14 protein-coding genes are annotated in these 25,597 nt (G+C 65.8%); 7 read left to right on the top strand and 7 right to left on the bottom strand.

What is annotated here, in order from left to right; translation table 11 throughout:
* The first annotated feature begins 107 nt into the window (after positions 1-107).
* Positions 108-2,510 carry an RNA-binding transcriptional accessory protein Tex gene (tex, locus tag AKI39_RS17465; protein ID WP_066643238.1) on the top strand — a complete coding sequence of 801 codons (2,403 nt, stop codon included), beginning with the start codon at positions 108-110 and terminating at the stop codon, positions 2,508-2,510.
* A gap of 87 nt (positions 2,511-2,597) precedes the next feature.
* Here the strand turns inward: tex and AKI39_RS17470 are convergent, their stop codons facing one another.
* The 7 genes from AKI39_RS17470 to AKI39_RS17500 form a co-directional block, all read right to left on the bottom strand.
* A complete protein-coding gene (locus AKI39_RS17470; RefSeq protein ID WP_066638810.1) occupies positions 2,598-2,924 on the bottom strand; it encodes a hypothetical protein in 327 nt (108 codons plus the stop codon).
* A gap of 436 nt (positions 2,925-3,360) precedes the next feature.
* Positions 3,361-8,058, bottom strand: a complete 4,698-nt coding sequence (locus AKI39_RS17475) for an NEL-type E3 ubiquitin ligase domain-containing protein (RefSeq protein ID WP_066638812.1) — start codon at positions 8,056-8,058, stop codon at positions 3,361-3,363.
* Positions 8,059-8,307: 249 nt separating this feature from the next.
* Positions 8,308-9,693, bottom strand: coding sequence for a tryptophan--tRNA ligase (locus tag AKI39_RS17480; RefSeq protein ID WP_066638814.1), 1,386 nt, complete (start codon positions 9,691-9,693; stop codon positions 8,308-8,310).
* Positions 9,694-9,724: 31 nt separating this feature from the next.
* Positions 9,725-10,816, bottom strand: coding sequence for a cell division protein ZapE (zapE, locus tag AKI39_RS17485; protein ID WP_066638816.1), 1,092 nt, complete (start codon positions 10,814-10,816; stop codon positions 9,725-9,727).
* A gap of 122 nt (positions 10,817-10,938) precedes the next feature.
* Positions 10,939-12,366, bottom strand: a complete 1,428-nt coding sequence (gene lpdA, locus AKI39_RS17490) for a dihydrolipoyl dehydrogenase (RefSeq protein WP_066638820.1) — start codon at positions 12,364-12,366, stop codon at positions 10,939-10,941.
* A gap of 163 nt (positions 12,367-12,529) precedes the next feature.
* Positions 12,530-13,750 carry a 2-oxoglutarate dehydrogenase complex dihydrolipoyllysine-residue succinyltransferase gene (gene odhB / locus AKI39_RS17495; RefSeq protein ID WP_066638822.1) on the bottom strand — a complete coding sequence of 407 codons (1,221 nt, stop codon included), beginning with the start codon at positions 13,748-13,750 and terminating at the stop codon, positions 12,530-12,532.
* 88 nt (positions 13,751-13,838) lie between these two features.
* On the bottom strand, positions 13,839-16,709 hold the full coding sequence (locus AKI39_RS17500; RefSeq protein ID WP_066638825.1) for a 2-oxoglutarate dehydrogenase E1 component: 2,871 nt from the start codon (positions 16,707-16,709) through the stop codon (positions 13,839-13,841).
* A 513-nt stretch (positions 16,710-17,222) separates the two neighbouring features.
* Here AKI39_RS17500 and AKI39_RS17505 point away from each other — a divergent pair.
* The 6 genes from AKI39_RS17505 (at position 17,223) to AKI39_RS17530 (ending at position 25,465) form a co-directional block, all read left to right on the top strand.
* The gene (locus AKI39_RS17505) at positions 17,223-19,520 is read left to right on the top strand and encodes an NADP-dependent malic enzyme (protein WP_066638827.1); all 2,298 of its coding nucleotides are present in this window, start codon (positions 17,223-17,225) and stop codon (positions 19,518-19,520) included.
* Between the two features lie 210 nt (positions 19,521-19,730).
* On the top strand, positions 19,731-21,083 hold the full coding sequence (locus AKI39_RS17510; RefSeq protein ID WP_145925304.1) for a hypothetical protein: 1,353 nt from the start codon (positions 19,731-19,733) through the stop codon (positions 21,081-21,083).
* 113 nt (positions 21,084-21,196) lie between these two features.
* A complete protein-coding gene (locus tag AKI39_RS17515) occupies positions 21,197-21,649 on the top strand; it encodes a DUF2214 family protein (RefSeq protein WP_066638832.1) in 453 nt (150 codons plus the stop codon).
* Between the two features lie 111 nt (positions 21,650-21,760).
* The gene (locus tag AKI39_RS17520; protein WP_066638834.1) at positions 21,761-23,065 is read left to right on the top strand and encodes a pentapeptide repeat-containing protein; all 1,305 of its coding nucleotides are present in this window, start codon (positions 21,761-21,763) and stop codon (positions 23,063-23,065) included.
* An 85-nt stretch (positions 23,066-23,150) separates the two neighbouring features.
* Positions 23,151-24,011, top strand: coding sequence for a pentapeptide repeat-containing protein (locus AKI39_RS17525; protein ID WP_066638835.1), 861 nt, complete (start codon positions 23,151-23,153; stop codon positions 24,009-24,011).
* Positions 24,012-24,418: 407 nt separating this feature from the next.
* Complete coding sequence (locus AKI39_RS17530) at positions 24,419-25,465, top strand: pentapeptide repeat-containing protein (protein WP_158515186.1); 1,047 nt, start codon at positions 24,419-24,421, stop codon at positions 25,463-25,465.
* The last annotated feature ends 132 nt before the right edge of the window (positions 25,466-25,597 follow it).

The following is a 25,597-nucleotide window of genomic DNA, read 5'->3' on the forward strand; positions in this document are numbered from 1 at the left end:
CCCTAAACAGGGACAAAATCATCCGGGGCGCATTTTTTCGCAACCGGCCCTTGTGGCAAAATCCGGCGCTTGTTTTTCCTAGTTTTTCCTTCTTTGTCGCCCAAGAGATGCCTGAGACCTCCGCTACCACGTCCGCCGCGGCGCCCGCCGTCGACCAAGCCCGCATCCTCGCCCAGCTCGCCACCGAGCTAGGTGCAAGGCCCAACCAGGTCGCCGCCGCGGTCGAACTGCTGGACGACGGCGCCACGGTGCCGTTCATCGCGCGCTACCGCAAGGAGGCCACCGGCGGGCTGGACGATACCGTCCTGCGCAACCTGGAAGTCCGCCTGGGCTACCTGCGCGAACTGGAAGAACGGCGCGCGGCGATCCTGGACTCCGTCGGCCAGCAGGACAAGCTGACGCCCGAGCTGCGCAAGGAAATCGAAGCGGCCGACACCAAGCAGCGGCTGGAAGATCTCTACGCCCCGTACAAGCCCAAGCGCCGTACGCGTGCCCAGATCGCGCGCGAAGCCGGCCTGGAGCCCCTGGCCGATGCCCTTCTCGCCGACGCCGCCTGCGATCCCGCGGTGCTCGCGCAGCAATACCTGAATCCCGAGGCCTCCGTCAACGACGCCAAGGCGGCGCTGGACGGCGCGCGCGACATCCTGGCGGAACGGTATGCGGAAAACGCCGACCTGCTGGCCGACATGCGCGAGTACCTGTGGTCGACGGGCCTGCTGTATTCCAAGATGGCGGAAGGCAAGGAAACCGAAGGCGCCAATTTCCGCGACTGGTTCGACTTCAGCGAACCCCTGCGCACCCTGCCCTCGCATCGTGTGCTCGCGCTGCTGCGCGGCCGCCAGCAAGGCGTGCTCGAAGTGCGCCTGGGCCTGGAAGCGGAACAGGAAGCGCTGACGCCGCATCCCTGCGTGGCGCGCATCGCCAAGCTGCTCAAGCTGGGCACCGGGCTGTTCGATATCGACGCCTCGCCGCGCGACCGCTGGCTGGGCGAGGTCTGCCGCTGGACGTGGCGCGTGAAGCTGCTGTCGGCCTTCGAAAGCGAACTCGTGGGCCGCCTGCGCGAAAGCGCGGAAGCCGAAGCCATCCGGGTATTTTCCGCGAATCTGAAGGACCTGCTGCTGGCTGCGCCGGCCGGCCCGCGCGCCGTGCTGGGCCTGGACCCCGGCATCCGCACGGGCGTGAAGGTCGCCGCCATCGACCAGACCGGCAAGGTGGTGCAGACGGCCACGGTCTATCCCTTCGAACCCCGGCGCGACCGCGAAGGCTCCATCGCCACGCTGGCCGCCATCGCCGCCAAACACAAGATCGAACTGGTTGCCATCGGCAACGGCACGGCGTCGCGCGAAACCGAGAAACTCGTCGGCGACCTGATGTCGCGCTTTCCTGAGCTGGGCCTGACCCGCGTCGTGGTCTCGGAGGCCGGCGCGTCGGTCTACTCCGCGTCCGAACTGGCGGCGCACGAGTTCCCCGATCTGGACGTCAGCCTGCGCGGTGCCGTCTCCATCGCCCGCCGCCTGCAGGATCCGCTGGCCGAACTGGTCAAGATCGAACCCAAGGCCATCGGCGTCGGGCAGTATCAGCACGACGTCAACCAGCGCGAGCTGGCCCGTTCGCTGGACGCCGTCATCGAGGACTGCGTGAACGCCGTCGGCGTCGATGTGAATACCGCGTCGGCCCCCCTGCTTGCGCGCGTGTCGGGCCTGAATTCCCTGCTGGCGAAGAATATCGTCGCGTGGCGCGATGAAAATGGCGCCTTCCCCTCGCGCGACACGCTGCGCAAAGTGCCCCGTTTCGGCGACAAGGCCTTCGAACAGGCCGCTGGCTTCCTGCGCATCCGCGAAGGCGAAAACCCCTTGGACGCGTCTTCCGTGCACCCGGAAGCCTACCCCGTCGTCGAACGCATCCTCGCCAGGATCCAGGCGGACGTACGCGCGATCATGGGCCAGCGCGAAGCGTTGAAGGGCATTTCGCCCGCCGAATTCACCGACGAACGTTTCGGCCTTCCCACGGTGCGCGACATCTTCGCGGAGCTGGAAAAACCCGGCCGCGACCCGCGCCCGGAATTCAAGACCGCGCAGTTTAAGGAAGGCGTCGAAACCCTGAACGACCTGCACGAAGGCATGATCCTGGAAGGGGTGGTCACCAACGTCGCCAACTTCGGCGCCTTCGTCGACATCGGCGTGCACCAGGACGGGCTGGTGCATATCTCCGCCCTCTCCGAGAAATTCGTCAAGGACCCGCGCGATGTCGTTCGCGTCGGCCAGACGGTACAGGTCAAGGTGCTGGAAGTCGACGTCGCGCGCAAGCGCGTGGCGCTGACCATGCGCTTGAACGATACCGCCGCGCCGGCACGGCGCGCGGGCGGCGGCGATAGCCGCGGCGCCGGCGCGCCGCGGCAAGGCAACGACCGGGCACGACGCGGCGGCCAGGAGGCCCGCGCCGCCGCCCCCGCCGCGGGCGGCGCCATGGCCGACGCCATGGCACAGGCCCTGGCCAAGCTGAAGCGCTAGCGGCTAGCGGCTAGCGGCTAGCGGCTAGCGGATCGCTCACAGGCCGCGACGCCGCGCAGCAATCCGCGGATGGAATAGGCGGCGTTCCTATACGGGAACGTTTTCCATCCCGGCCGCCTCGGACTGCAGCGCGGCAGCCTCTAAACGGCTATGCGTCAGCGGCGCCAGCGCGCGATACCGGATCCGCCGCATGACGGTGCGGCCCAGTTGCGCGCGCGCATCGCTGTCCTGCGGGTCCAGTTGATTGCGCGCCAGTTCTTCCCGCAATTCCTGTTCGAACCCCGCTTCCAGCAAGCGATGCGCCTCCTGCTCCGCCTGCGTATATGCCCCGGGGTCCTTGCGCTGTAGCAGCGTTTGCCAGGGCTCGTAGTCCAGGACAAGGAAAGCGTCGAATTCCTCGCGAACCCAGCGCAAGTTTCAGTGCCTCGGACAATGCCGGGTCGCGGTGCGCGACGGGCTCGGCGCCGCCGGACGGACGCACCTGGGACAGGGCCTTGGCCATGCCGGCTCCGCTATCCACGCCGGCGTCTTCATCGCGGCCGCGCGGCACATGGGATAGCGGCGCAGCGGACTGGGCGATAAGCCCGGTGCTTGCGACTTGGGTACTCAATCAAAAACCTCCACGTATAGCGTGCGTGTCGCCGATCGCGCAGCCGGGTAAAACAGATGCATGGGCATCCAGGCGTAGATCCGTATGCGGGAAAGCCTGGGCGTCGCCAGGATCAGCGGCATTCAGCTCGCCGGTTGTCCCGGGAGCTCGATGTGCTCGGCGTTCAGGAGATCACGCGTCAGCGGTTCCAGGCCTACCGCCGAAAGCGCGAGGCGGCAGCGTACGGCCTGCCAGGCCGGTCTAGTCCGCAACCGGCGCGGGATCGGACCGGTTCAGGTGCCTGTCCGTCAACGGCTTGAACGCCTGATAGCGGAGCTCGCGCATGACACCCGGCCCCAGGTCCTTGCGGGCATCCGCCAGCAAGGCCTCGTCGGCCGGATCCAGGCCCAGCTTGACCGTTTCTTCGCGCAAGCGCTGCTCGAAAGTCGTCTCCAGCAGGCGCTGCGCTTCCTGTTCGGCATCCGCGTAGGCCTGGGCATCCTTGCGTTTGAGCAAGGTCTGCCACGGTTCGTAGTCCAGCACCAGGTACTTGTCGAACTCCTCGCGCTCACGTGCCAGCACGGTTTCACGCGCCTGGACCAGGTCATGGCCGGTCACGAACGAAAGATCATAGAACCGCATCGTGGGCGCCACCGTCGTCAGGCGCAGCGGATCGCGCAGCCGCACCAGGTAGGCCAGGTACAGTTCGACCGGATCGACCACGGGCCGGCCACGCTCATGATGCCGCGCAATCGCGGTCAATACGTCGATCCGGAACATCTGCCTGGCGGTATCCACGACGTCCCCGATGCGAGCGTCGTACAACCCCAGCCGAACGTCGTCGTTGCGGCGCAGATTCTGCAGGTCGTTCCAGGTTGCCACGAGGCGGTCTTCGCAGCTTTGCGTCGCGCCATGGCATACGGCCAGCGTCTCGTCGAGCAGCGTGCCGCGTTCCGGCTTCGACAGCTCGGTCAGCCAATCCTGTATCTGCGCCCGGAAACCGGCATCGTGATAGCTCGCTGTCGTACGCAGCCGGTCCAGGAACAGCGCGAACTCCATGGTTTCCGCGCGAGTACCGGCCACCCTGTCGATGGCATCCCACCGGGCCTGCGCCTGCGCCGACGGCTCGGTCCACCAGCGGCGCACGACCTGCGCCACGCCGCGCGCGGGCGCCGCGGTGTTGCTGCCCGGTGCGGTAAAGAAGATACGCGGTCCGCGACCGCCGACCGCGATGATGGGAATCGCGCCGACAGCCAGCGGATTGCCGTCGAGCTGGATCGTGCATGCATGCAATCCGGCGATGCCGGCAGGGAGATCCTCGATGGCGTTGTGCTGCAATGCCAGCAGCGTCAGGCTGGACGGCAGGTCGTCGGGCAGACGTCGCAGACGGTTGCGGGAGACCGTCAGCACTTCGAGTTCGCGCGGCAAATTGGCCGGCACTTCGTGCAGGGCATTGGAAGCCGCTTCCAGAATCAGCAGCGTGGGCGGCAACGACGGCAAGGCTTGCAGCCGGTTCCAGGACACATGCAGCTCTTCCAGCGCGCCGGGCAAGTCGGGCAGGCTCGCCAGGCGGTTGTGCTCCGCCCGCAGGACCTCCAGACGCGGCGGCAGATCGTCCGGCAACCCGGTCAACGCATTGTTCGACACATCCAGCAGCTCCAGTCCGCGAGGCAGGCGTGCCGGCAAGGTCTCCAGGCTGTTCTCGTAAAGCACAAGCTCTTTCAAGCCGTCGGGAAGATCCGGGACGGCGGTCAGGCCGTTGCGTCCCAGCCCCAGCCGCTCCAGGCCGGCCGGCAGCACCATGGATGAACCGGCCAGACGATTGTTGGATACATGCAGCTCCTTCAGCCCGACGGGCAAGTTGGGCGGCAGCGCCGACATGCCGGTCCCTTCCGCGTAAAGAAAGCCCAGGCCGGCGGGGAGATTGCTCCAGTCGCGAATCGGGTTGTTGGATACGTTCAATGCCTTCGTATCGCCAGGCAAAGGCGGAATGCTGTCCAGGCCGCGATGGGAAAAGTTGAGCCGCACATGCGCGCGACCGTACTGGTTTCTCAGCAAGGCCTTCAAGGCGGTCCTGTCCAACCCGCCATAACAACGCATTTCGCGCAACTGCTGCCGCAGATACGCCACCACGGATTCGCGCGGCGACATGAAGTCGGACGGCCTGCCCGCCACCGCCGCCGTGCGCGAGGGTTCGTGCGGATCCTGCGCAAGCCACCCGGTCCAGGCGGATTCCAGCCGTTCATCCAGGGGCGGGCCGCCCTGGGCCAGCAAGGCCTGGAAAGGGTCTTCGTTCTGCAGCACGCCCGTCATGTTGTTGTAGACCGCGCCCAATTCCTGCACGGCCGCCTCGGTGGTACCGTACCTCAGCGCCTCCAGGTCCAGGTGCCATGTCTTGCCGGGAGCCGGTTGATCCAGCGTCGGCCGGGCCGCAGCCGCGCTCGCGCCGGCACGCAGGACGATGTCGGGCGCCTGGTCCAGCAATTCGTAGTGGGCGCTCATCGCATTCAGGATCACCCTGCCGCGGCGATCCGCGGCGACACGATCGAGCAAGGCCTCCAGCGCGTGGGTCTGTTCAGGCGTTCCACCGCGCACGCCCCCGATCATTGCCGCGCGAAGGCGCGCCAGCTGCGCTGCGTCCGGGCTCACCCGTACATCCGCGGCCGTTCCCGCGCCGCCACGCAGGCGCAGCCTTGTCGATCCCCCTCCCCCGGCCAGGCGCGGAACCGCGGCATGGCGCCATAAGCCCTCCGTGCCATCGTGGGCCAGGCGGTACGCGATAACGTCCGGCACGACGCCCTGGGGTGCCACCACGCGCCAGATCGGCTGCGCGCCCGTGGAAACCGCGGGATCCAGGACGACCTGCACGTAGTCGGCGCCCAGACGCGCATAATGGCTGCCATCCAGCGCGACCGTGCCGTCCCGCGCCATCCGCATACCGTCCAGCGTTCGTATGAGCTCCGGCGATCCGACACGGTAGCGTTCCAGGCTGGCCAGCGGCAGGGTCTGATGCAGCCACCCGCCGCTGTCGGCCACCAGCAGCGCGCCCATGCGCTGACCCGCCTCATCTATCTGCGTATACGTTCCGGCGCGATTGCCGTAGGGCAGCAGCGACAGCTTGTCGCCTTGCAGATTGCGCGCGGTAAGCCGCGGCATGGCGCTGATCGCGTCGACGGATTCCGCCCGCGCAACGGCACCTTCGCTCACGCGCCACACGCCGTCCGGGATCGTGGCCCCGCGCGCGCGTGCCGCCAGGCCATCCAGGATATCCGCCAGCCTGGGCGCCGTCGGCCGCAGCGCCTGCGCCACGCGCCGCACGTCCAGGGGCCGCAGGCGCCCCCAGCCTCCGACGACCGACCGGGCCACGCTGCCCTTGATGCGGTCGTACAGCAGCGGAATGCGGCCGGCCACGTGCCGCAGGCTGTTCAAGCCTTGCCTGCCCGCTACCGAACCAAACCGCGCGCTCATGGCCAGCCAGGGCGCCGCGGAGCGGGCTGCCGCGCCTGTCAAGCGCACGCCGGCGCCCACCAGGGGCAGCAGGGAAAACACGTCCAGGCCGCCCTGCACGATGGCGGTGGGCAGGTCGCCCTTGCGTAACGCGACCACCATGGCGCGAAAGGGAATCAGGTTCAGCAGGTCATCCACGATTTCCTCGGACGGCGTGTGCCCCCGCGCGGCTTCGCGTCCTTTTTCGACCTCGCCGCGGAATATGTCGGCTGACCATTGCCGCATGGCGGCGTGCGCGCCGGACCCCATTTCCTCCACGGCAACCCGTGGCGACCAGCGCGCGGGACCGCCCGCCAATGCCGCTCGCGCCTCGGCGTCTTCGAACACCCGTTCATGCTCGGCGCGTAGCCACGATTCGACGGATACGCCCGCCGGCAGCACGTGCACCGCGCCGGTTCGCGTCGAAATGAAGCATCGATGCAGGCCGCCGTTCAGGCCCTGGACGGAAACCAGGAATCCCTGTGACGGGACGGTACCGTACGAATCGGAATACTTGACCGAATCGCCCATGCGCATACCCATCGCCCGCGCGAAGAATCGCATCGTCGCCCGCGATATCGTCACCGTCGCGCCGGTCAGGTCGATGGCATGCTCGCGGGCATGCAGGGACAAGCGGGCGGACAGCCACTGGGCGAGCAGCGTGGACATGCGCTCCTTGTGGCCGTCGAAGCGCCGGCCGAACTCCGCGTCCAGCGACGCCGGCAATGCGTCCGCGATACGGGCGGCCTGTGCATCGGTCGGCAGGTCCCCACCGCGCATTTTCATTTTTCCGATGTCGCGCGCGTTCAGCGTATCCCGGTCGAAGTAGAACTGGCCCGCTTTCCAGGTTCGGATCAATGGCGGCGAAGATGCCGACACGCCATGGCGGATGGAGTGGTAGATGTTGTACATCAACACGTCGGGCTCGACGCCCTGCGCGTGCAGCAAGGCGTTGGCGAGTTGCTGGCGGCCCAGCAGGGGCGGCTCCGCCGCCATGGCATCCAGGGCCTGGTAAAGATCGATTTCGTCGGCGAATTCCGCCTGCACGAAGGCGCCGACCTGCTCGGCGATCTTGTCCTGGTCGCGCGCCGCCCATGCCGCCTCGTCCACCTTGCCTTCCACGCGGGCCACGGCAAGCAGGATGCTGTCCGTCGTGCCTGCCAGGATATGGTCGGCCACGGTCTGGCGGCCCAGGGCCGTCAGTTCTTCCGCGTCCAGCGCACGGTCGTCCAGGCCCAGTTCGCGCGCGGCGTGCACCCCCACCTTGAAGGCCATCCGTTGACGGCTGTCCCGGGCGATCGATTCCGGTACGACGATCCCGGCGGCCTGGGCCGGCGGCGGTGGCGGTACGCGCGGCAGCCACAAGGACAGCAGTTTCAGCGCGTCCGCGGGTTCAAGTTCGGCCGCGCCCGGCCGCGGCGTCGGCTCGGCCGCACTGCGCGGCGCGCGGACCGTGGCGAAGGCTGCGGCCATTCCCGCCAGCGGCGACCCGGTTTCGCCCTGTGCGGACTGCCCGGCATGCTCCCTGGATGCCTCACTGGGGGGCATGCCTGGGCGGATCGCGACCGCCCGATGTATGACTGCTTCACTCAACGCAACAACTCCCGACGAATAAGCCACCGGCGCCATGAGGCGCCGGCGGCTGGCATGGGCGGCGTGCCCATGCCGAGGTGGGTCGGTACGGAGATGCGCCGGTTCCTTGCGGCCCCGGTTAGTGGAAGGTCAGGCGGCCGGATCCCGCGCCGCATCCAGCAGCATATTCAGCGCGTCCCGCGTACGGGCCATCGCGGCCTGCTGGGCATCGGGTCCGGCATTGGGGGGGCCGTATGCCACCTGTGCACCATCCACGACGGCGACATAGGCGGCGCCCTTTGCATCCGACAGGGCCTCCAGGGCCACCGGCTCGGACTGCAGCCGCCGCATGACGGCGCCGGCATCCTTGGGATCGGCATAGGCCACCGAACACAGCAGTTCGTCGCCGTCCGTGGCCAGCAGGCGGAAACGGAAACTGCCGGTTTCGTCGCGGAAGCTGACGAAACGCGGCCCGCGCGCCAGGGCTTTTTTCGCGCCCTTGGCGGCGGCCGCCGGCTTGGACGCTTCCAGGCGGCGCAGGCCGACCGCATGGCGCAGCCGCGCGACGAACGGCGCGGCCAGCTTGCGCGCCTTGTCCGCGCCCGCCATGAGGATGTCCTCGATGCGTTCCGGCCTGCTCATCAGTTCGACGTAGCGCTCGCGCATATCGGCAACGCTGCCTTCCAGGAGTTCGCACAAGGCTTGCTTGGCGTCGCCCCAGCCCATGCCTTGCTCCAGCGCCTTGCGAAAGTCCGCGGACTGGCCGGCGGACGCGAAGGCGCGGTACAGCGTATACAGGTGCGAGTTCTCGGCATCCTTGGGTTCGCCGGGCTGGCGCGAGTCCGTCACGATGCGCATCACGGCGGCGCGCAGGGCCGCCGTGCCGCCTTCGAACAAGGGAATGGTGTTGTTATAGCTCTTGGACATCTTGCGTCCGTCCAGCCCGGGCAGGGTCGCGACTTCCTCGGCGATCACCACTTCGGGCAGGACGAAATAGTCGTCGCCGTAGATATGGTTGAAGCGCTGCGCGATATCGCGCGCCATCTCCAGGTGCTGGATCTGGTCACGGCCGACGGGCACCTTGTGGGCGTTGAACAGCAGGATGTCGGCGGCCATCAGCACAGGATAGGAAAACAGCCCCATGCTGATGCCGTCGTCCGGGTCCACGCCCTTGGCGGTATTCTGGTCGACCGACGCCTTGTAGGCATGGGCGCGGTTCATCAGGCCCTTGGGGGTCACGCAGGTCAGCAACCAGCACAGTTCCGGGATTTCAGGGATGTCCGATTGCCGATAGAACGTGACCCGCTCCGGGTCCAGCCCCGCCGCCAGCCAGGTTGCGGCGATCTCCAGCCGGGACCGCGCCACGCGCGCCGGATCCTCGGTGGTCTTGATCAGCGCGTGGTAGTCCGCCAGGAAGAAAAACGCATCCACGCCGGGCTGTTGGCTGGCCTGGATGGCGGGACGGATGGCGCCGGCGTAGTTGCCCAGATGAGGGGTGCCGGAAGTCGTAATGCCGGTAAGGACGCGGGTAGTCATGGCGGTGGGACGAGAAAAACAAAGGGCAAGTTTACAGCGCCACCGTATCGCGCCGCGTTGATTCCAGGTATTCCCGGGACTGCATCTCCAGGATCCGCGATACGGTGCGGTGGAACTCATTGGCCAGCGAGCCCTCCGTGTAAAGCAGTTCGGGCTCCACCGCGGCGGACATGATCAGCTTGACGCGGTGGTCATAGAACACGTCCACCAGCCACGTGAAGCGGCGCGCCTCGGAGGCATTGCGGGGCGCCATCCTGGGCACGTCGGACAGGATCACCGCCTGGAAGCGGCTGGCGAGCTCCAGATAATCGTTCTGCGAACGCGGCCCGCCGCACAGCGTGGCGAAGTCGAACCACACCACGCTGCCGGCCAGCGCCTTGGCGTTGAGCTCGCGGTGCTCGATATGCAGCACGGGTTTTTCCGGCGGATGGTCCGCCAGCTTGTCGAAAGCCTGCCGCAAGGCGGCGTCGGCCTCCGCGCCCAGCGGCGTATGGTACGCCTTGACCTGCTCCAGCGTGCGCCGGCGGTAGTCCACGCCTGCATCGACGTTCAACACGTCCATGCGCGTCTTGATGAGCTCGATCGCCGGCAGTATGCGTTCGCGGTACAGCGCTTCGGGGTACAGCTTGTCCGGCTCGTAGTTCGACGTCATCACGAATGACGTGCCGTTCTCGAACAGCTTGAGCAGCAGCCGGTGCAGGATCATCGCGTCCGCCACGTCCGACACGTGGAACTCATCGAAGCAGATCAGCCGGTAGCGCTTGGCGACCCGCCGCGCGACTTCGTCCAGCGGATCCTGCATGCCTTTGACTTCCTGCAGTTCGCGATGGATGCTGCGCATGAACTCATGGAAGTGGACGCGGGTCTTGCGCACCACCGGCACGGTGACATAGAAGGCATCCATCAGGAAGCTTTTGCCTCGCCCCACGCCGCCCCACAGGTACACGCCGCGCGGCACGTCGGGACGGTTCAGCAGCTTCTTCAGGGCGTTGGAACGCAAGGCCTTGAAGCCGACCCAATCGTCGTAGTACTTCTGCAGGCGGTCCACGGCGCGCTCCTGCGCCGCATCGGACTGATAACCGCGCTCGGCCAGCGCATGCTCGTAATACTCGCGGACATTCATGGGGATGTTCCCGGATATAAAAAAGGCGCCCCGTCATGGGGGCGCCCGGCCTTGCTTCAGCCCCTCCGGACGACGCGCCGCCGTTTCGCACGGGGTATCGGGTGCGCCGGAGAGGCAAGGCCTTAGAAGTTCAGCGTACGCTTGTCCACCGCCAGGGCGGCTTCCTTCACGGCTTCCGACAGGGTCGGGTGCGCGTGGCAGATGCGCGCGATGTCTTCGGCCGCGCCGCGGAATTCCATGATGGTCACGGCTTCGGAAATCAGTTCCGACGCCATGGGACCCACGATGTGCACGCCCAGGACCTCGTCGGTCTTGGCATCGGCGATCACCTTGGCGAAGCCGGTGGTATCGCCCAGCGCCCGCGCGCGTCCATTGGCCAGGAAGGGGAAACTGCCGGCCTTGTATTCGCGGCCCTCGGCCTTGAGCTGCTGTTCGTTCTTGCCGACCCAGGCGATCTCCGGCGAGGTATAGATGACCCACGGCACCGTGTCGAGATTGACGTGCCCGTGCTGGCCAGCGATGCGCTCGGCCACCGCCACGCCTTCTTCTTCCGCCTTGTGCGCCAGCATCGGGCCGCGCACCACGTCGCCGATGGCCCATACATTGGGCAGATTGGTCTTGCATTCCGCGTCGACCGCGACAAAGCCGCGCTCGTCCAGCTTCAGGCCGACGGTGTCGGCCTTCAGGCCATCGGTATAGGGAAGGCGCCCGATCGACACGATCAGCTTGTCCACCGTCAGCGCCTGCTGCTCGCCCTTGGCGTCGGTATACGGTACGGTCACCGACTTGCCGTTGGCCTTCACTTCGCCGATCTTCACACCCATCTGGATATTCAGGCCCTGCTTGGTGAAGGCCTTCAGGGCTTCCTTGGCCACCTGCTGGTCGGCGGCGGCCAGGAATTCCGGCATGGCTTCCAGGATGGTGACTTCCGCGCCCAGGCGGCGCCACACGCTGCCCATTTCCAGCCCGATCACGCCGGCGCCGATAACGCCCAGCTTCTTCGGCACGGCGCCGATGGCCAGCGCGCCATCGTTGGACAGGACGTTCTTTTCGTCGAAGGGCAGGCCCGGCAGCGCACGCGCCGCGGAACCCGTGGCCACGATGATGTGCTTGCCCACCAGGTCTTCCTGCGTGGGACCGGTCACCTTGATACCCCAGCCGCCCTCTACCTGGCCGGCGAATTCGCCCTTGCCATGGAAGAAAGCGACCTTGTTCTTCTTGAACAGGTAAAGGATGCCGTCATTGTTCTGCTTGACCACCGAATTCTTGCGGCCCAGCATGGTATCGACCTTGACGCTGGCGCCCTTGACTTCGATGCCGTGCTCGCCGAAGTGGTGGTTCAACTGCTCGTAGTGCTCGGACGACTGCAGCAGCGCCTTGGAGGGGATGCAGCCGACGTTGGTGCAGGTGCCGCCCGGGGCGGGGCCGCCCTGTGCGTTCTGCCAGGCGTCGATGCAGGCGACCGACATGCCGAGCTGGGCGGCGCGTATGGCCGCGATATAGCCGCCGGGGCCGGCGCCGATGACGATGACGTCAAATTGTTTGGACATGAATCTCTCGCGGTTGGTGCGGTGGGGACCGGTGTGGCGCCGGCCGACCGACGGGGTGAAGCGCAAGGCGGTAATGCTGGCCGCCGCGCCGGACGCCGCATGGCGTGCGTCCGCGGGCGGAGCGGGCGGCCCCGGGATGAAACCACGGGGACCGCGGCGCGGCTTACAGCTCCAGCAGCAGACGCTGCGGGTCTTCCAGGGCTTCCTTCATGGCCACCAGGCCCAGCACGGCTTCGCGGCCGTCGATGATGCGGTGGTCGTAGGACATGGCCAGGTAGTTGATCGGCCGGATCACAATCTGGCCGTTTTCGACCACGGGGCGTTCCTTGGTGGCATGGATGCCCAGGATGGCGGACTGAGGCGGGTTGATGATGGGCGTGGACAGCATGGACCCGAAGACGCCGCCATTGGAAATGGAGAACGTGCCGCCGGTCATTTCGTCGATGCCCAGCTTGCCTTCGCCGGCGCGCTTGCCGAAGTCGGCGATGGTCTTCTCGATCTCGGCGATGCTGAGCTGGTCGGCATTGCGCAGGATGGGCACCACCAGGCCGCGCGGGCTGCCCACGGCGATACCGATGTCGAAGTAGCCGTGATAGATGATGTCCTTGCCGTCGACCGAGGCGTTGATCACCGGGTACTTCTTCAGCGCGGCGACGGCGGCCTTCACGAAGAACGACATGAAGCCCAGCTTGACGCCGTGCTCTTTCTCGAACTTTTCCTTGTACTTGTTGCGCAGGTCGATCACCGCCTGCATGTTGACCTCGTTGAACGTGGTCAGGATCGCGTTTTCCTGCTGCGACTGCAGCAGGCGTTCGGCCACGCGCGCGCGCAGGCGGCTCATGGGCACGCGCTGTTCCGGGCGGCCATCCAGCGACAGCTGGGTCGGGGCGGGCGCGGGGGCGGCCGCAGGCTTGGCGCCGGCTTCCAGGGCATCGCCCTTGGTGATGCGGCCGCCACGGCCCGTACCGGACACGCTGTCGGGCGACACGCCCTTGTCGGCCAGGATCTTGGCGGCGGCGGGCGAAGCCACGGTACTGGTGGCGGCCGGCGCGGGCGCGGCGGCGGGTGCCGCGGCAGCGGCGGCTTGGGCGGCCTTGGGTGCCTCGGCGGCGGGCGCGGTCGGCGCGGCGGCCGCGGCCTTGGCGGCGGTGTCGATCCGGGCGATGACCTCGCCGGAAGTTACCGTGCTGCCGTCGGGCTTGACGATTTCGGCCAGCACGCCGGAAGCCGGCGCGGGCACCTCGAGCACGACTTTGTCGGTCTCGACTTCGATCAAGATTTCATCCGCCTGGACCGCGGCGCCCGGCTGCTTCTTCCAGGTCAGCAGCGAAGCCTCCGAGACGGACTCGGACAGCTGGGGAACTACGACATCGGTATTGGCCATTATTTTTTCCGTAAAAAAGATATTCGTGTGATCCACGCGCGCACGGCCGGGCCCGAACCCGGACACGCGGCCATGCGCCGTTGCGCGCTTACTTGGTCAGCATGAAGCCCTTGTACTTGGGCGCCAGGGCCTGCTCCACCAGGGCCTTCTGCTGCTCCTGGTGCTTGGCCAGGTACCCGACGGCCGGCGAGGCCGAGGCGGGACGGCCGGCATAGGCCAGCTTCTGGCCCTCGGCCATGTTTTCGTACAAGTGGTGCTGCACGTAGAACCACGGGCCCTGGTTCTGCGGTTCGTCCTGAACCCAGATGACCTCGGTGGCCTTGGGATACTTGCGCAGTTCCGCTTCGAACGCCTTGTGGGCGAAGGGATAGAGCTGTTCGACGCGGATGATGGCGACGTTGTCCAGCTCACGCTCCTTGCGCGCGTTGACCAGGTCGTAATAGACCTTGCCCGAGCACGCCAGCACGCGCTTGACGGAAGCACCCTTGATGCTTTCGGTCACTTCACCGATGACGGGGCGGAAGCCGCCGCCCGCCAGGTCGGCCAGCGGCGAACCGGCATCCTTGTTGCGCAGCAGGGACTTGGGCGTCAGGATGACCAGCGGCTTGCGGAAGGGCCGGATCATCTGGCGGCGCAACACATGGAAGATCTGCGCGGCCGTCGTGGGCTGCACGACCTGCATATTGTTGTCCGCGCACAGCTGCAGGAAGCGCTCGATGCGGGCGGACGAGTGTTCCGGGCCCTGGCCTTCGTAGCCGTGCGGCAGCATCATGGTCAGGCCGGACTGGCGGCCCCACTTGGCTTCGCCGGCGCTGATGAACTGGTCGATCACGACCTGGGCGCCGTTGACGAAGTCGCCGAACTGCGCTTCCCAGATGGTCAGGGTGTTGGGCTCGGCGCTGGAATAGCCGTATTCGAAGCCCAGCACCGCCTCTTCGGACAGCACCGAGTCGATCACGACGAACGGCGCCTGGCCTTCCGACACGTTCTGCAGCGGAATGTAGGTGCCATCGTTCCAGCGTTCGCGGTTCTGGTCATGCAGCACGGCATGGCGGTGCGTGAACGTCCCGCGGCCCGAATCCTGGCCGGTGATGCGTATGGCATAGCCCGACGACACCAGCGTGGCAAAGGCCAGGTGTTCGCCCATGCCCCAGTCCAGGTTCAGATCGCCGCGCGCCATGGCGCGGCGGTCGTTCAGCAGGCGGGCCACCAGCGGGTGCACCGTGAAGCCTTCCGGCACGGTGGTGATGCGTTCGCCGATACGCTTGAGTTCGGCCAGCGGCACGCCGGTATCGGCCTGGTCCGTCCACTTGGCGCCCAGGTAGGCCGACCAGTCGATCGCGTACTTGCTCTTGTAGTCGGTCAGCACCGGCTCGATGGTGCGATGGCCGTCTTCCATCAGCTGGCGGTAGTCCTTCACCAGTTGGTCGGCGTCGGCGTCAGCCATGACGCCCTGCGCCACCAGCTTGTCGGCGTAGGCCTTGCGGGTACCGGGATGGTGGCTGATCCGCTTGTACATCAGCGGCTGCGTCAGCGAGGGCGTGTCCTGCTCGTTATGGCCCAGCTTGCGGAAGCAGACAATGTCGACCACGACGTCGTGGTGGAACTGGGCACGGTAGTCCAGCGCCAGGCGCGTAACGAAAACGACCGCCTCTGGATCGTCGCCGTTCACGTGGAACACGGGGGCTTCGATCATCTTGACCACGTCGGTGCAATACAGCGTGGAACGCGAATCGCGCGGATCGGACGTGGTGAAGCCGATCTGGTTGTTGATGACGATGTGCAGCGTACCGCCCGTGCCGTAGCCGCGGGTCTGCGCCAGGTTCAGCGTTTCCATGACGACGCCCTGGCCGGCGAAGGCCGCATCGCCGTGCACCAGCACGGGCAGCACCTGCTTGCCTTCCTGGTCGCCGCGGCGTTCCTGGCGCGCGCGCACGCTGCCTTCGACCACCGGGTTGACGATTTCCAGGTGCGAGGGGTTGAAGGCCAGGGACAGGTGCACCGGGCCGCCACGCGTGGAGAGGTCGCTGGAGAAGCCGTTGTGGTACTTCACGTCGCCGTCGGTCAGGCCTTCGGCGTGCTTGCCTTCGAACTCGGCGAACAAGTCACCGGGCATCTTGCCCATGATGTTCACCAGCATGTTCAGGCGGCCGCGGTGGGCCATGCCCACGACGATTTCCTGCACGCCGTTTTCGCCGGCGTGGTTGACCACCTCGTCCATGGAGGCGATGAAGCTTTCACCGCCCTCCAGTGAAAAGCGCTTCTGGCCCACGTATTTGGTGTGCAAGAAGCGCTCGAGACCTTCGGCTTCGGTCAGTTGCTGCAGGATATGGCGTTTATGTTCCGCGGAGACCGGGGGGGCGCTAAGGGTCGATTCCAGCCGTTCCTCGATCCATCGCTTGACGGCCGGATCGGAGCAATGCATGAACTCCGCGCCGATGCTGCGACAGTAGGTGTCGCGCAGGTTCTTCAGGATGTCGCGCAGCGTCATCGTGCTGGCGGTCGTGAAGTAGGTGTTGGTCGCCGAATAGACCTGGTCCAGGTCGGCTTCCGTCAGGCCGTAGAAAGCGGGGTCCAGCTCGGGGATGGCCGGGCGTTCCTGGCGCTTGAGCGGATCCAGGTCGGCGTAGCGCGAACCCAGGGTGCGATAGGCACCGATCAGTTGCTGTACCGAGATCTGCTTGGAGGCGACGGAAAGATCCGGCTCCTGGGCGCGATGCACGAATCCATTGCTGCGCGCGCGCTGGGCGAACGAGGCAATGATGGGCGCATGGGCTTGATCGCGGGTGCTTTCCTGGCCGTCAGTGGCGGGCAGGTGCTGCAGCGAATCGAAATAGTTGCGCCAGTTGTCGCCAACGGCCGCCGGATTGTCGAGATAGGCTTCGTAGAGCTCTTCGACGTAGGGAGCGTTGCTCCCGAACAGATATGAGGTGGACTTGGATTCGATCTCTGTGGACATATAACGCTTCACCTTACCGGGTGCTTCACCCGTTGCGATGCAGGGAAAACCTTCCGCGACACGGCTCAACCGGTTGGCGGATAGCGGGGCAGAAGGCACGTACAAGCCTTGATAGCCGTATCGAAGCAGTATAGCGCTTTGTATAACGGCCCGTGTGAGGCGCCCTCCGGGAAACGGGTTGGGGCGATCCGGCCGCGACATTTTGCACCTATTTCGTGGCGGGACGGCGACAAATCCGCCGGTTCAGGATATGGTCAGCAGATCGGCGTTGAAGCGACCTTTACGCCGCGCTGCAACAAGCTTCCACCGGCGCTTTCTGCTGAAATACACGGCCGGCCCGCTTCCGCCGCCGCGCCAGCGTCCCCAACCGGGACGCGCCCGCCCCGATCCCGGGCGCCGCGCGGCAGCCATGCGCCGGCCGCCCGACCGCCCGCGCGGTTTCCGCGCCGCGCCACGAAAGGCGTGCCCGCGCCGCCACCGATTTCCTTCTTTATTGATAAAGGCTGCACCGCAATGGACGAAACCCTAACCAAATTGGCCCTGGATTATCACGCCTATCCCACGCCGGGCAAGATATCCGTCACGCCGACCAAGACGCTGGCGAACCAGGACGACCTCTCGCTGGCCTATTCGCCGGGCGTGGCCGCGGCGTGCATGGCCATCCATGCCGGCGGCGACGAGGCCGCCTCCAAGTACACGTCGCGCGGCAACCTCGTGGGCGTGATCACCAACGGCACCGCCGTCCTGGGCCTGGGCAACATCGGCCCGCTGGCCGCCAAGCCCGTCATGGAGGGCAAGGGCTGCCTGTTCAAGAAATTCGCCGGCATCGACGTCTTCGACATCGAACTGGCCGAAACCGATCCGGACAAGCTGGTCGACATCATCGCGGCGCTGGAGCCCACCCTGGGCGGCGTCAACCTGGAAGACATCAAGGCCCCCGAGTGCTTCTATATCGAAAAGAAGCTGCGCGAACGCATGAAGATCCCCGTCTTCCATGATGACCAGCACGGCACGGCCATCATCTCGTCGGCGGCCATCCTGAACGGGCTGAAAGTGGTGGGCAAGCGCATGGACCAGGTCAAGCTGGTGTGCTCCGGCGCCGGTGCAGCGGCCATTGCCTGCCTGGACATGCTGGCGCAGCTGGGCATCCGCCAGGAAAACATCTATGTGACGGATTCGCGCGGTGTCATCTGGGAAGGCCGCGATGCCAACATGGAGCCGAACAAGAAGCGCTACGCGCAAAAGACCGATGCGCGCACGCTGGCCGATATCGTCAAGGGCGCGGACGTGTTCCTGGGCTGCTCGACCGCGGGCGTACTGACCGCCGACATGGTCAAGACCATGGCGGACCAGCCCCTGATCCTGGCGCTGGCCAACCCGGATCCCGAAATCCGCCCCGAAATCGCCAAGGCGGCGCGCCCGGACTGCATCATCGCCACCGGTCGCTCGGACTACCCCAACCAGGTCAACAACGTCCTGTGCTTCCCCTTCATCTTCCGCGGCGCCATGGACGCCGGCGCCACCCGCATCACGGAGGAAATGAAACTGGCCGCGGTGAAAGCCATCGCCGAACTGGCCGAAGCCGAGCAGAACGATGAAGTGGCGCGCGCCTATGCCGGACAGGAGCTCAGCTTCGGACCGGACTACATCATTCCCAAGCCCTTCGATCCGCGCCTGATCGTCAAGATCGCGCCCGCCGTTGCGCAGGCCGCGGCGGATTCCGGCGTGGCGCTGCGGCCCATCCAGGACATGGAAGCCTATCGCCAGAAACTGATGGGCTTCGTGTATCACTCCGGGCAGTTGATGCGCCCCCTCTTCCACCAGGCCAAGCAGGCGCCCAAGCGCGTCATCTACGCCGACGGCGAAGACGAGCGCGTGCTGCGTGCGGTACAGACGGTGGTCGACGAACAGCTGGCCCGGCCTATCCTGGTCGGACGCCCCTCCGTCATCGACATGCGCATACGCAAGTTCGGCCTGCGCCTGGTCGCCGGCGACAACATCGAGATCGTCGATCCCGAGGACGATGCGCGCTTTAACGAGACCTGGAGCGGCTACTACCACATGCGCGGCCGCCAGGGCGTGACGCCGGCCATCGCGAAGGCGATGGTACGCAAGCACAACACGCTGATCGGCGCCATGCTGCTGCAACGCGGCGACGCCGATGCGCTGCTTTGCGGCGTCGGCAGCCGCTATGACAACCAGTTGAAGTACGTCGACGACGTCATCGGCCGCAAGCCGGGCACCCAGGCCTATGCCGCCCTGAATGTGCTGATGCTGCCCGACCAGACGCTGTTCATCGCCGACACGCATGTCAACGAGGATCCCACCGCCGAGGAACTGGCCGACATCACCATCCAGGCCGCCGAGGAAATGCTGCGCTTCGGCGTGGTGCCCAAGATCGCGCTGCTGTCGCATTCGAACTTCGGCAGCCGCAGCACGGCGTCCTCCAGCAAGATGGCCCGCGCACGCCAGCTCGTTTCCGAACGCGCGCCCAACCTGGAGGTGGACGGCGAAATGCATGCCGACGCGGCGCTTTCCGAATCGATCCGCATGACGTCCTACCCGGACAGTACGCTGAAGGGACCGGCCAACCTGCTGATCATGCCCAACCTGGATACCGGCAACATCACCTACAACATGCTGAAGATGACGGGCAGCCGCGGCATCGCAATGGGCCCCATCCTGCTGGGCGCCGCCCGCCCCGTGCACATCCTGACCAACAGCGCCACGGTACGCCGCATCGTCAACATGACGGCCCTGGCCGTGGTTGACGCGCAGCAGGAAGCGGCGGAAGCAGCGAAGCGTCGCTGATGCCCCCGCACCGGCAGGACCACTCTTATGGGCGTGGCTTGCCGGTGCCACCTCCGCCGTAAGCTGGCGTCACCGCGCGAGCACCGCCGAAACGGGTGCATCGCATGCGGCCATGCGCGGAGGAACATGTGCGCCGGTTTCCGTACTCATTGGGCTGGCCGCCGTATCGCGCGGCGCGGTAGTCCCGAATGAACGTTCCGTCGGATCGCCATGTTTACTTCTCCCGTTTCTCCGCCCTCTTCCACTTCCCACGTCCGGACGGGCTGCGAGCCCGTTGAACCGGACCTCGCGCTATCAGGCAAAGCCGCCGAGGAACTGAAAGCGCTAGCCGAGGCACACCACCTCAGCGCCCGGGGAATGCAGGCCTTGACGCAATGGACTTGCTGGCTGTCCTATGCCACCGCACAGTCCAAGATCCCCCATATCACGGACGATCCCGGCTGGAAGCTTGTCTTGCCCATCGATGCGAAACACGCGCAGGAACATCTTTACCGCCTGCTCTTGCGCGCCGGAGAGCCGCCGGATACCGCGCTGGAAACGGCGATGGCATGCTATCCCTTCATGTATGTACCCATGCTGGAGTCGCGTTTGCTTCCCAGGCCGCTGAAATGCGTGCAGCGGCCCCAGGATGGCATCGCCGATTTTGCGGCAAAAGACCTTCCCGCACACGCGGTGCCGTTTGCAAGCCTGCCCACCTGGGCCAGGGAAGTCGCCCTCTTTGCAACGGACCTGACGGAGAAATCGCTTTCCGGCATGGAGGGGCTCAACGGTCTCGATTTGCGCTATTTAAGCGCCTATGGCGTCGACATCGGCGATCGCAATCTGGAGGATTCCGGTCTTTCCAATGCGGATATGCGCCGCGCGAACATGTCCCGCACCAACGTTGACGACAGGCACATGCAGGGCGCGACAAGCAGCCCGGTCGAGGGCACGCTGAAGCGCTCCTACCCCGGCTCCAGCCTGTTCGATCCCGCCGGTGCCGTGATGGATCCTCGTAAGGTGCAGAAAGAAGATTTTCTCCACGACAGAGAGATCCTCCGGGTTATTCCTGGCACGCAAACCCGTCAGGTCGGGGGGCTGGACATCCGCTATACCGAAGATGGCAAATCCATCATCCAGCAACAGACCCTCTGGGGTAGCTCGGCCGCGGTCTCCGCCATGTTGATTGCCGACCGCGGCGGCGAGATAAACGTAGAGCAGCTCTTGTCGCGCGGCGACGCCAACGACAAACAGGTGCTGATGGATATCAAGGCCGCCGGCATGCATCCCGTCACTGTGCAAATCGACAGCCTCAGAATGCTCGCGGATCGGCTTGCCGCGGCAGGCCCCGCCATCGTCAGCCTGGACGACGAGATCAAGGGGCACTACATCATCGTCGATACGGTCGACCTCGAGCGCCACGTGGCGCAGCTACGAGATCCCTTTCATGGCTGGGCGGTCATCATTCCGCTGGTCGCATTCACCAGCCGATGGAAGAACCCCAATCCCACCATCATCCAGATCGCCCCAGCCGGCACCGATACTTTTCCGCACCACTCCGCGCATCGCACACTATGGATATAGCGTCCGTAGACTGTCGACGCGCACACCTGCACACACGGTCTTCCAGGCGACCGCCTCTTTGCGGTACAAACTAGGGCGAACCGCGGCGTCATGCCGCGCGTCATGGAGCACGTATGCTGACCGACGCCCTGCTCGCCTGGCTACATTTTTTGGCGATCTTCACCCTGATCGTTCCCCTCGCCGCCGAAACCGTATTGCTGCGGCCCGACATGCCGGCATCCGTCGTACGGCGCCTTGCCAACTACGATCGCCTTTACCTGGCTTGCGCACTGGCGGTCATCGCGACGGGCCTGCTGCGGCTTTTTTATGGTGCCAAGGGCGTATCCTTCTATCTGCCCAATCCCTGGTTCCACGCCAAGATGGGGCTGTTCGTCCTCATCGCGCTGCTATCGCTGCGCCCGACCGTCGCCTTTTTGAAATGGCGGCGCCAGGCACGCATGCTGCCCGGCTTCGTGCCGACCAATACCGAGATCAAGCGCATCCGCCGCTGGGTCATGATCCAGGTTCACCTGTTCGGCTTCCTGCCCCTGTTCGCGGTCCTCATGGCACGCGGCATCGGCCGTTGACCCGCGCAAGGCCGCGGAACCGCGCCGGCATCGCCACCACCAAGCTTGCCACGTGTTTCAACCTGGATAGCGAGCAGCGCTCGCTTGCCCGCCACGCGAGGCAAGCTTCCCATGCCCGGTTCCATCCAACCCGCCAACATCGGCATCGGCCCCGCCGATCCGCCGCCCGCACCTCACTCCGCGACCGGCGCCCCACCCGGTCACGTCGCCCAAGCCGTGGAATTCCTATTCCAGGCTACGGAACTGGGTGAAACGGGGCGACAGGCCCTGAAGCAATGGACCACCTGGACGGCCTATGTCGCAACGCTCACGGATGCCGACCCGCACCTGGCGCAGTTGCCGGGTTGGAATGTCGTCCTACCCATTGACCAAGCGGCCACCGCAGACAATCTGCGCCGCCTGCTGCTGCGCGCGGGGGAACCGCCGGGAGTCGCGCGGGAGGCCGCCCAGGCCTTCTGCGCCCGCCCTCCCTTCCCGCGTGCGACGGACGCTGCAGCTTACCGGCAAGCCTGCCTCGAATGGCTGGGCGGGCAGTTGCCAGCGCATGCGCTTGCATTCGAGGCACTGCCGGACTGGACCCGGACAGTCGCCTTGTACGCGGCCAACCTGGTCGGCAGGGACTGCCGCGGCATGCCGGGCTTGCGCGGACTGGACTTGCGCTACCTGTGCGCCACCCACGCCAACTTCGGCGGCTGCGATCTTGGCGGCTGCGATTTTTCCAAGGCGGATGTACGGGGCACAGACTTCAGCCGGGCAGATATCACCGACGCGCGGTTCGACGATGATGCCACCCTACTGCAGGTCGCGCGCGAGAACCGCTCCGTGCCGCCCATCGCGCTGGGCGACACTCGCCACGTGTATCGGAACGGCAGAACATGCAGCGATCACGGATCCACCCAGGTTTTCGACGATGATGAAATCCTGTTCGTCGAACCGCTCGCCTGGCGGGGGGAGGTGGACGACATCGCGATCGGCCGCACGCACGACGGCAGGAACGTCGTCCAGCAGCAATCGACGCGCGGCTGCACGGCGGCGTCGACCGCCATGCTGATCCTGGACCAGGGTTTCGATTTCGATCCCGATCAGTTGAGGTACAGAAACATGGCCATCGACGAACGCCTGCACGGCGATATCCGTCGCGCGGGCTTGCAGGTTCTCCAGACACAGGTCGACTCCATGCAAGCCCTGGCCGCGCAGGTGAAAGCGGCCGGCCCGGCGGAAATCGGCGTATTCGACCTGGAGATCGGCAGCCACAGCATCATCCTCGACGCCGTGGACCTGGACGGCGGCAAAGCGCAAGTGCGCGACCCGTATCACGGCTGGGCGATCACCATTGCGTTGAACGCACTGACCAAACGCTTCTCCTTTCCTGATCGCACCATCCAGGCGATACAGCCGCAAACGGAACAGCCTTGACCGCCCGCGCCACGAAGCTCGCTCTCCCATACAGGGAAAGCGGCTCATCCGGGCCCGCCTTCTCTCCAACGCAGGCACGGTCACCATGCAGCTTTCTTTCGCCACCTTCATCCCATGCGTCGACTGCCGGTCCGGCGATGCGGACTTCGCCGACGACACGGCTCGTAGAATCGAGAATACCGTCCGGTCCGTGGCGAAAACCGCCAAGCTGGGCCGCGATGGCCAACAAGCGCTGCTGCAATGGTCCATCTGGGCCGCCTATGCCACCGCGCTGACTGTCTACGACCCTCATGTGGCGCAGCAACCGGGCTGGAATATCGTTCTGCCTATCGACCGCGCGCACCGCAACGCGAACCTGCATCGACTGCTGCTGCGCGCGGGCGAATCGGCGCAGAGGGCACAGGATGCCGTCGACGCGTTCTACAGGAACGACCCGATTCCCTCGTTGCAGGACGCCATCGACGCATTCGACGGCAACGCGTCTTCTTCGCCCGCAGGGGGCGCCTCACTGCGCGAAGCGGCATGGCGCGAGTGGCTGAGCAGCTTGCCCCCTAACGATCTGCCGGAAAAAATCGTCCCCTTCGAGATGCTGCCGGCCCCGTTCAGGGAAGTCGCCTTGTATATGGCCAACCTGGCAGGCAGGGACTGCCGCAACACACCCGGGCTGAACCGACTGGATCTGCGCTATCTGCACGCGCCGGATGCGGATTTCCAAGGCTGCGATCTAAGCGGCTCCAATTTTTTCGGAGGGAATCTCAGCCGCAGCAAGCTCACGAACACCAGGATCGGCGGCGCCATCCTTCCCGCGACGGCCCGGACGGGCGCGGCTTCGGTCCCTGCCCAGCCGCCCGCGCCTTCGACCTCGCCGTGGTATCAGAAGGCCGCGCAAGATGGCCGCCCTTACACGGATCCCATGCCCGTATGGCATGAAGGGATGCTCATCTAGGAACACAGCCCCGGCCGCACCCCGCCGGCCGCCGCGCCGCAACCATGGCAAACGTCATGGCTTGCGCCGCGCACAGGCATCCATCCGCACATCACACAAGACGATATCTGCCCAAGGCCGGCCCCCTCACCATGCTTACCTTCCTGTCATCCATCATTCCCTGCATTTCGGCACGCCATGAGCCCGACCAACCGCGCCTGGCCGCGTCAAGTACAGCCGCCGAGAAACTGCACGCGCTTGGCAGCGCGTGCGGGCTGGGCCAGAAGGGAACCCAGGCCTTGGTGAACTGGACTTGCTGGGTCGCCTATGCCAATACTCAGGCCCGGGACCCGCATATCCTGGATGTCCCCGGCTGGGGGACCCTTCTTCCCCTCGATATCGCGCACGCGCAGGAACACCTTTATCGCGTGCTCCTGCGCGCCGGCGAATCCAGGGAAACCGCCCTGAAGACGGCGATGAAGTGCTATCCCGACAGGGGGGGACTTTACGCGGAGCCACCTTTGCCGAAGCCTTTGCGAAGCGTGCCGGACGGCATGGCCGCCTTCAAGGCCGAGGACCTGCCCTCCAACGCCGTCCCGTATGAAAGCCTGCCCAGCTGGGCCAGGGAAATCGCGCTCTATGCCACCGACCTGACGGGGAAATCGCTGGCCGATTTGACCAGCATTGCCGGCCTCGATCTGCGCTTTTTGAACCTCTACTGCGCCGACCTCAGCGACCTCGATATGCAGAACTGCGATTGCATGAATGCGGATATGCGGGGCGCGCACATACGCAACGCAAACATCGACCGCGCCCGCATGGACCCTTCAATAGGCAGCCGGGTCAATGGCAAGCTGATCCGGTCCTATGCCCCACCCTCGCACGTGGACACCCGGCGCGGCAACGCCCCCCTTCGAGACGGCAAGGTGGATTTTTTCCACGATAGGGAAATCCTGGACATTTTCCCCGTTCAACGCACCGAGCGTGTGGGCGGCGTGGACATCGGCTATTTGGAAGATGGCAGGTGGGTCATCCAGCAACAAGCCCAGCGCGCCTGCTCGGCCGGTGTCTCCGCCATGTTGAGCGCGGACCACGGTGGCAAGATAAACGTACACAGGCTATGGAGCCGCAGCTTGGCGGACGAGGCTCAAGTACTGATTGACCTCAAGGGTGCCACGGACTATACCCCCATCACCGCGCGCCCCCAAACCGTCGAAGCGCTAGCGGAGCAACTGAACAAGCACGGCTCCGCTATCGTTTCCGTCAACGGCGAGATCGGCAGCCATTTCATCATCGTGGATGGGATCGACCTGACAGCGCATACCGTAGCGCTGCGGGATCCTTATCACGGCTGGGCGATCCAGGTGCCCCTCGTCGCCTTCACCAGCCGATGGGCGCCCGGCAGCCAGGACAGAATCGTCCAGCTCTCCTTGCCCCATGCCCAGGCATCCCCGCCCCCCGCACTGTGGGCATGATCCATGCCGCCCTCCAGCGTTGCCGCAAGGAACTTGGCTGGCATCAAGTCATCATCGATGACGTGGATATGACAACGTCCCGCGCCCGATTACGCGATCCTTTCCACGGTTGGGCCGTTATCATTCCGCTGC

It is taken from the genome of Bordetella sp. H567, assembly GCF_001704295.1.
Taxonomy (GTDB): domain Bacteria; phylum Pseudomonadota; class Gammaproteobacteria; order Burkholderiales; family Burkholderiaceae_B; genus Bordetella_C.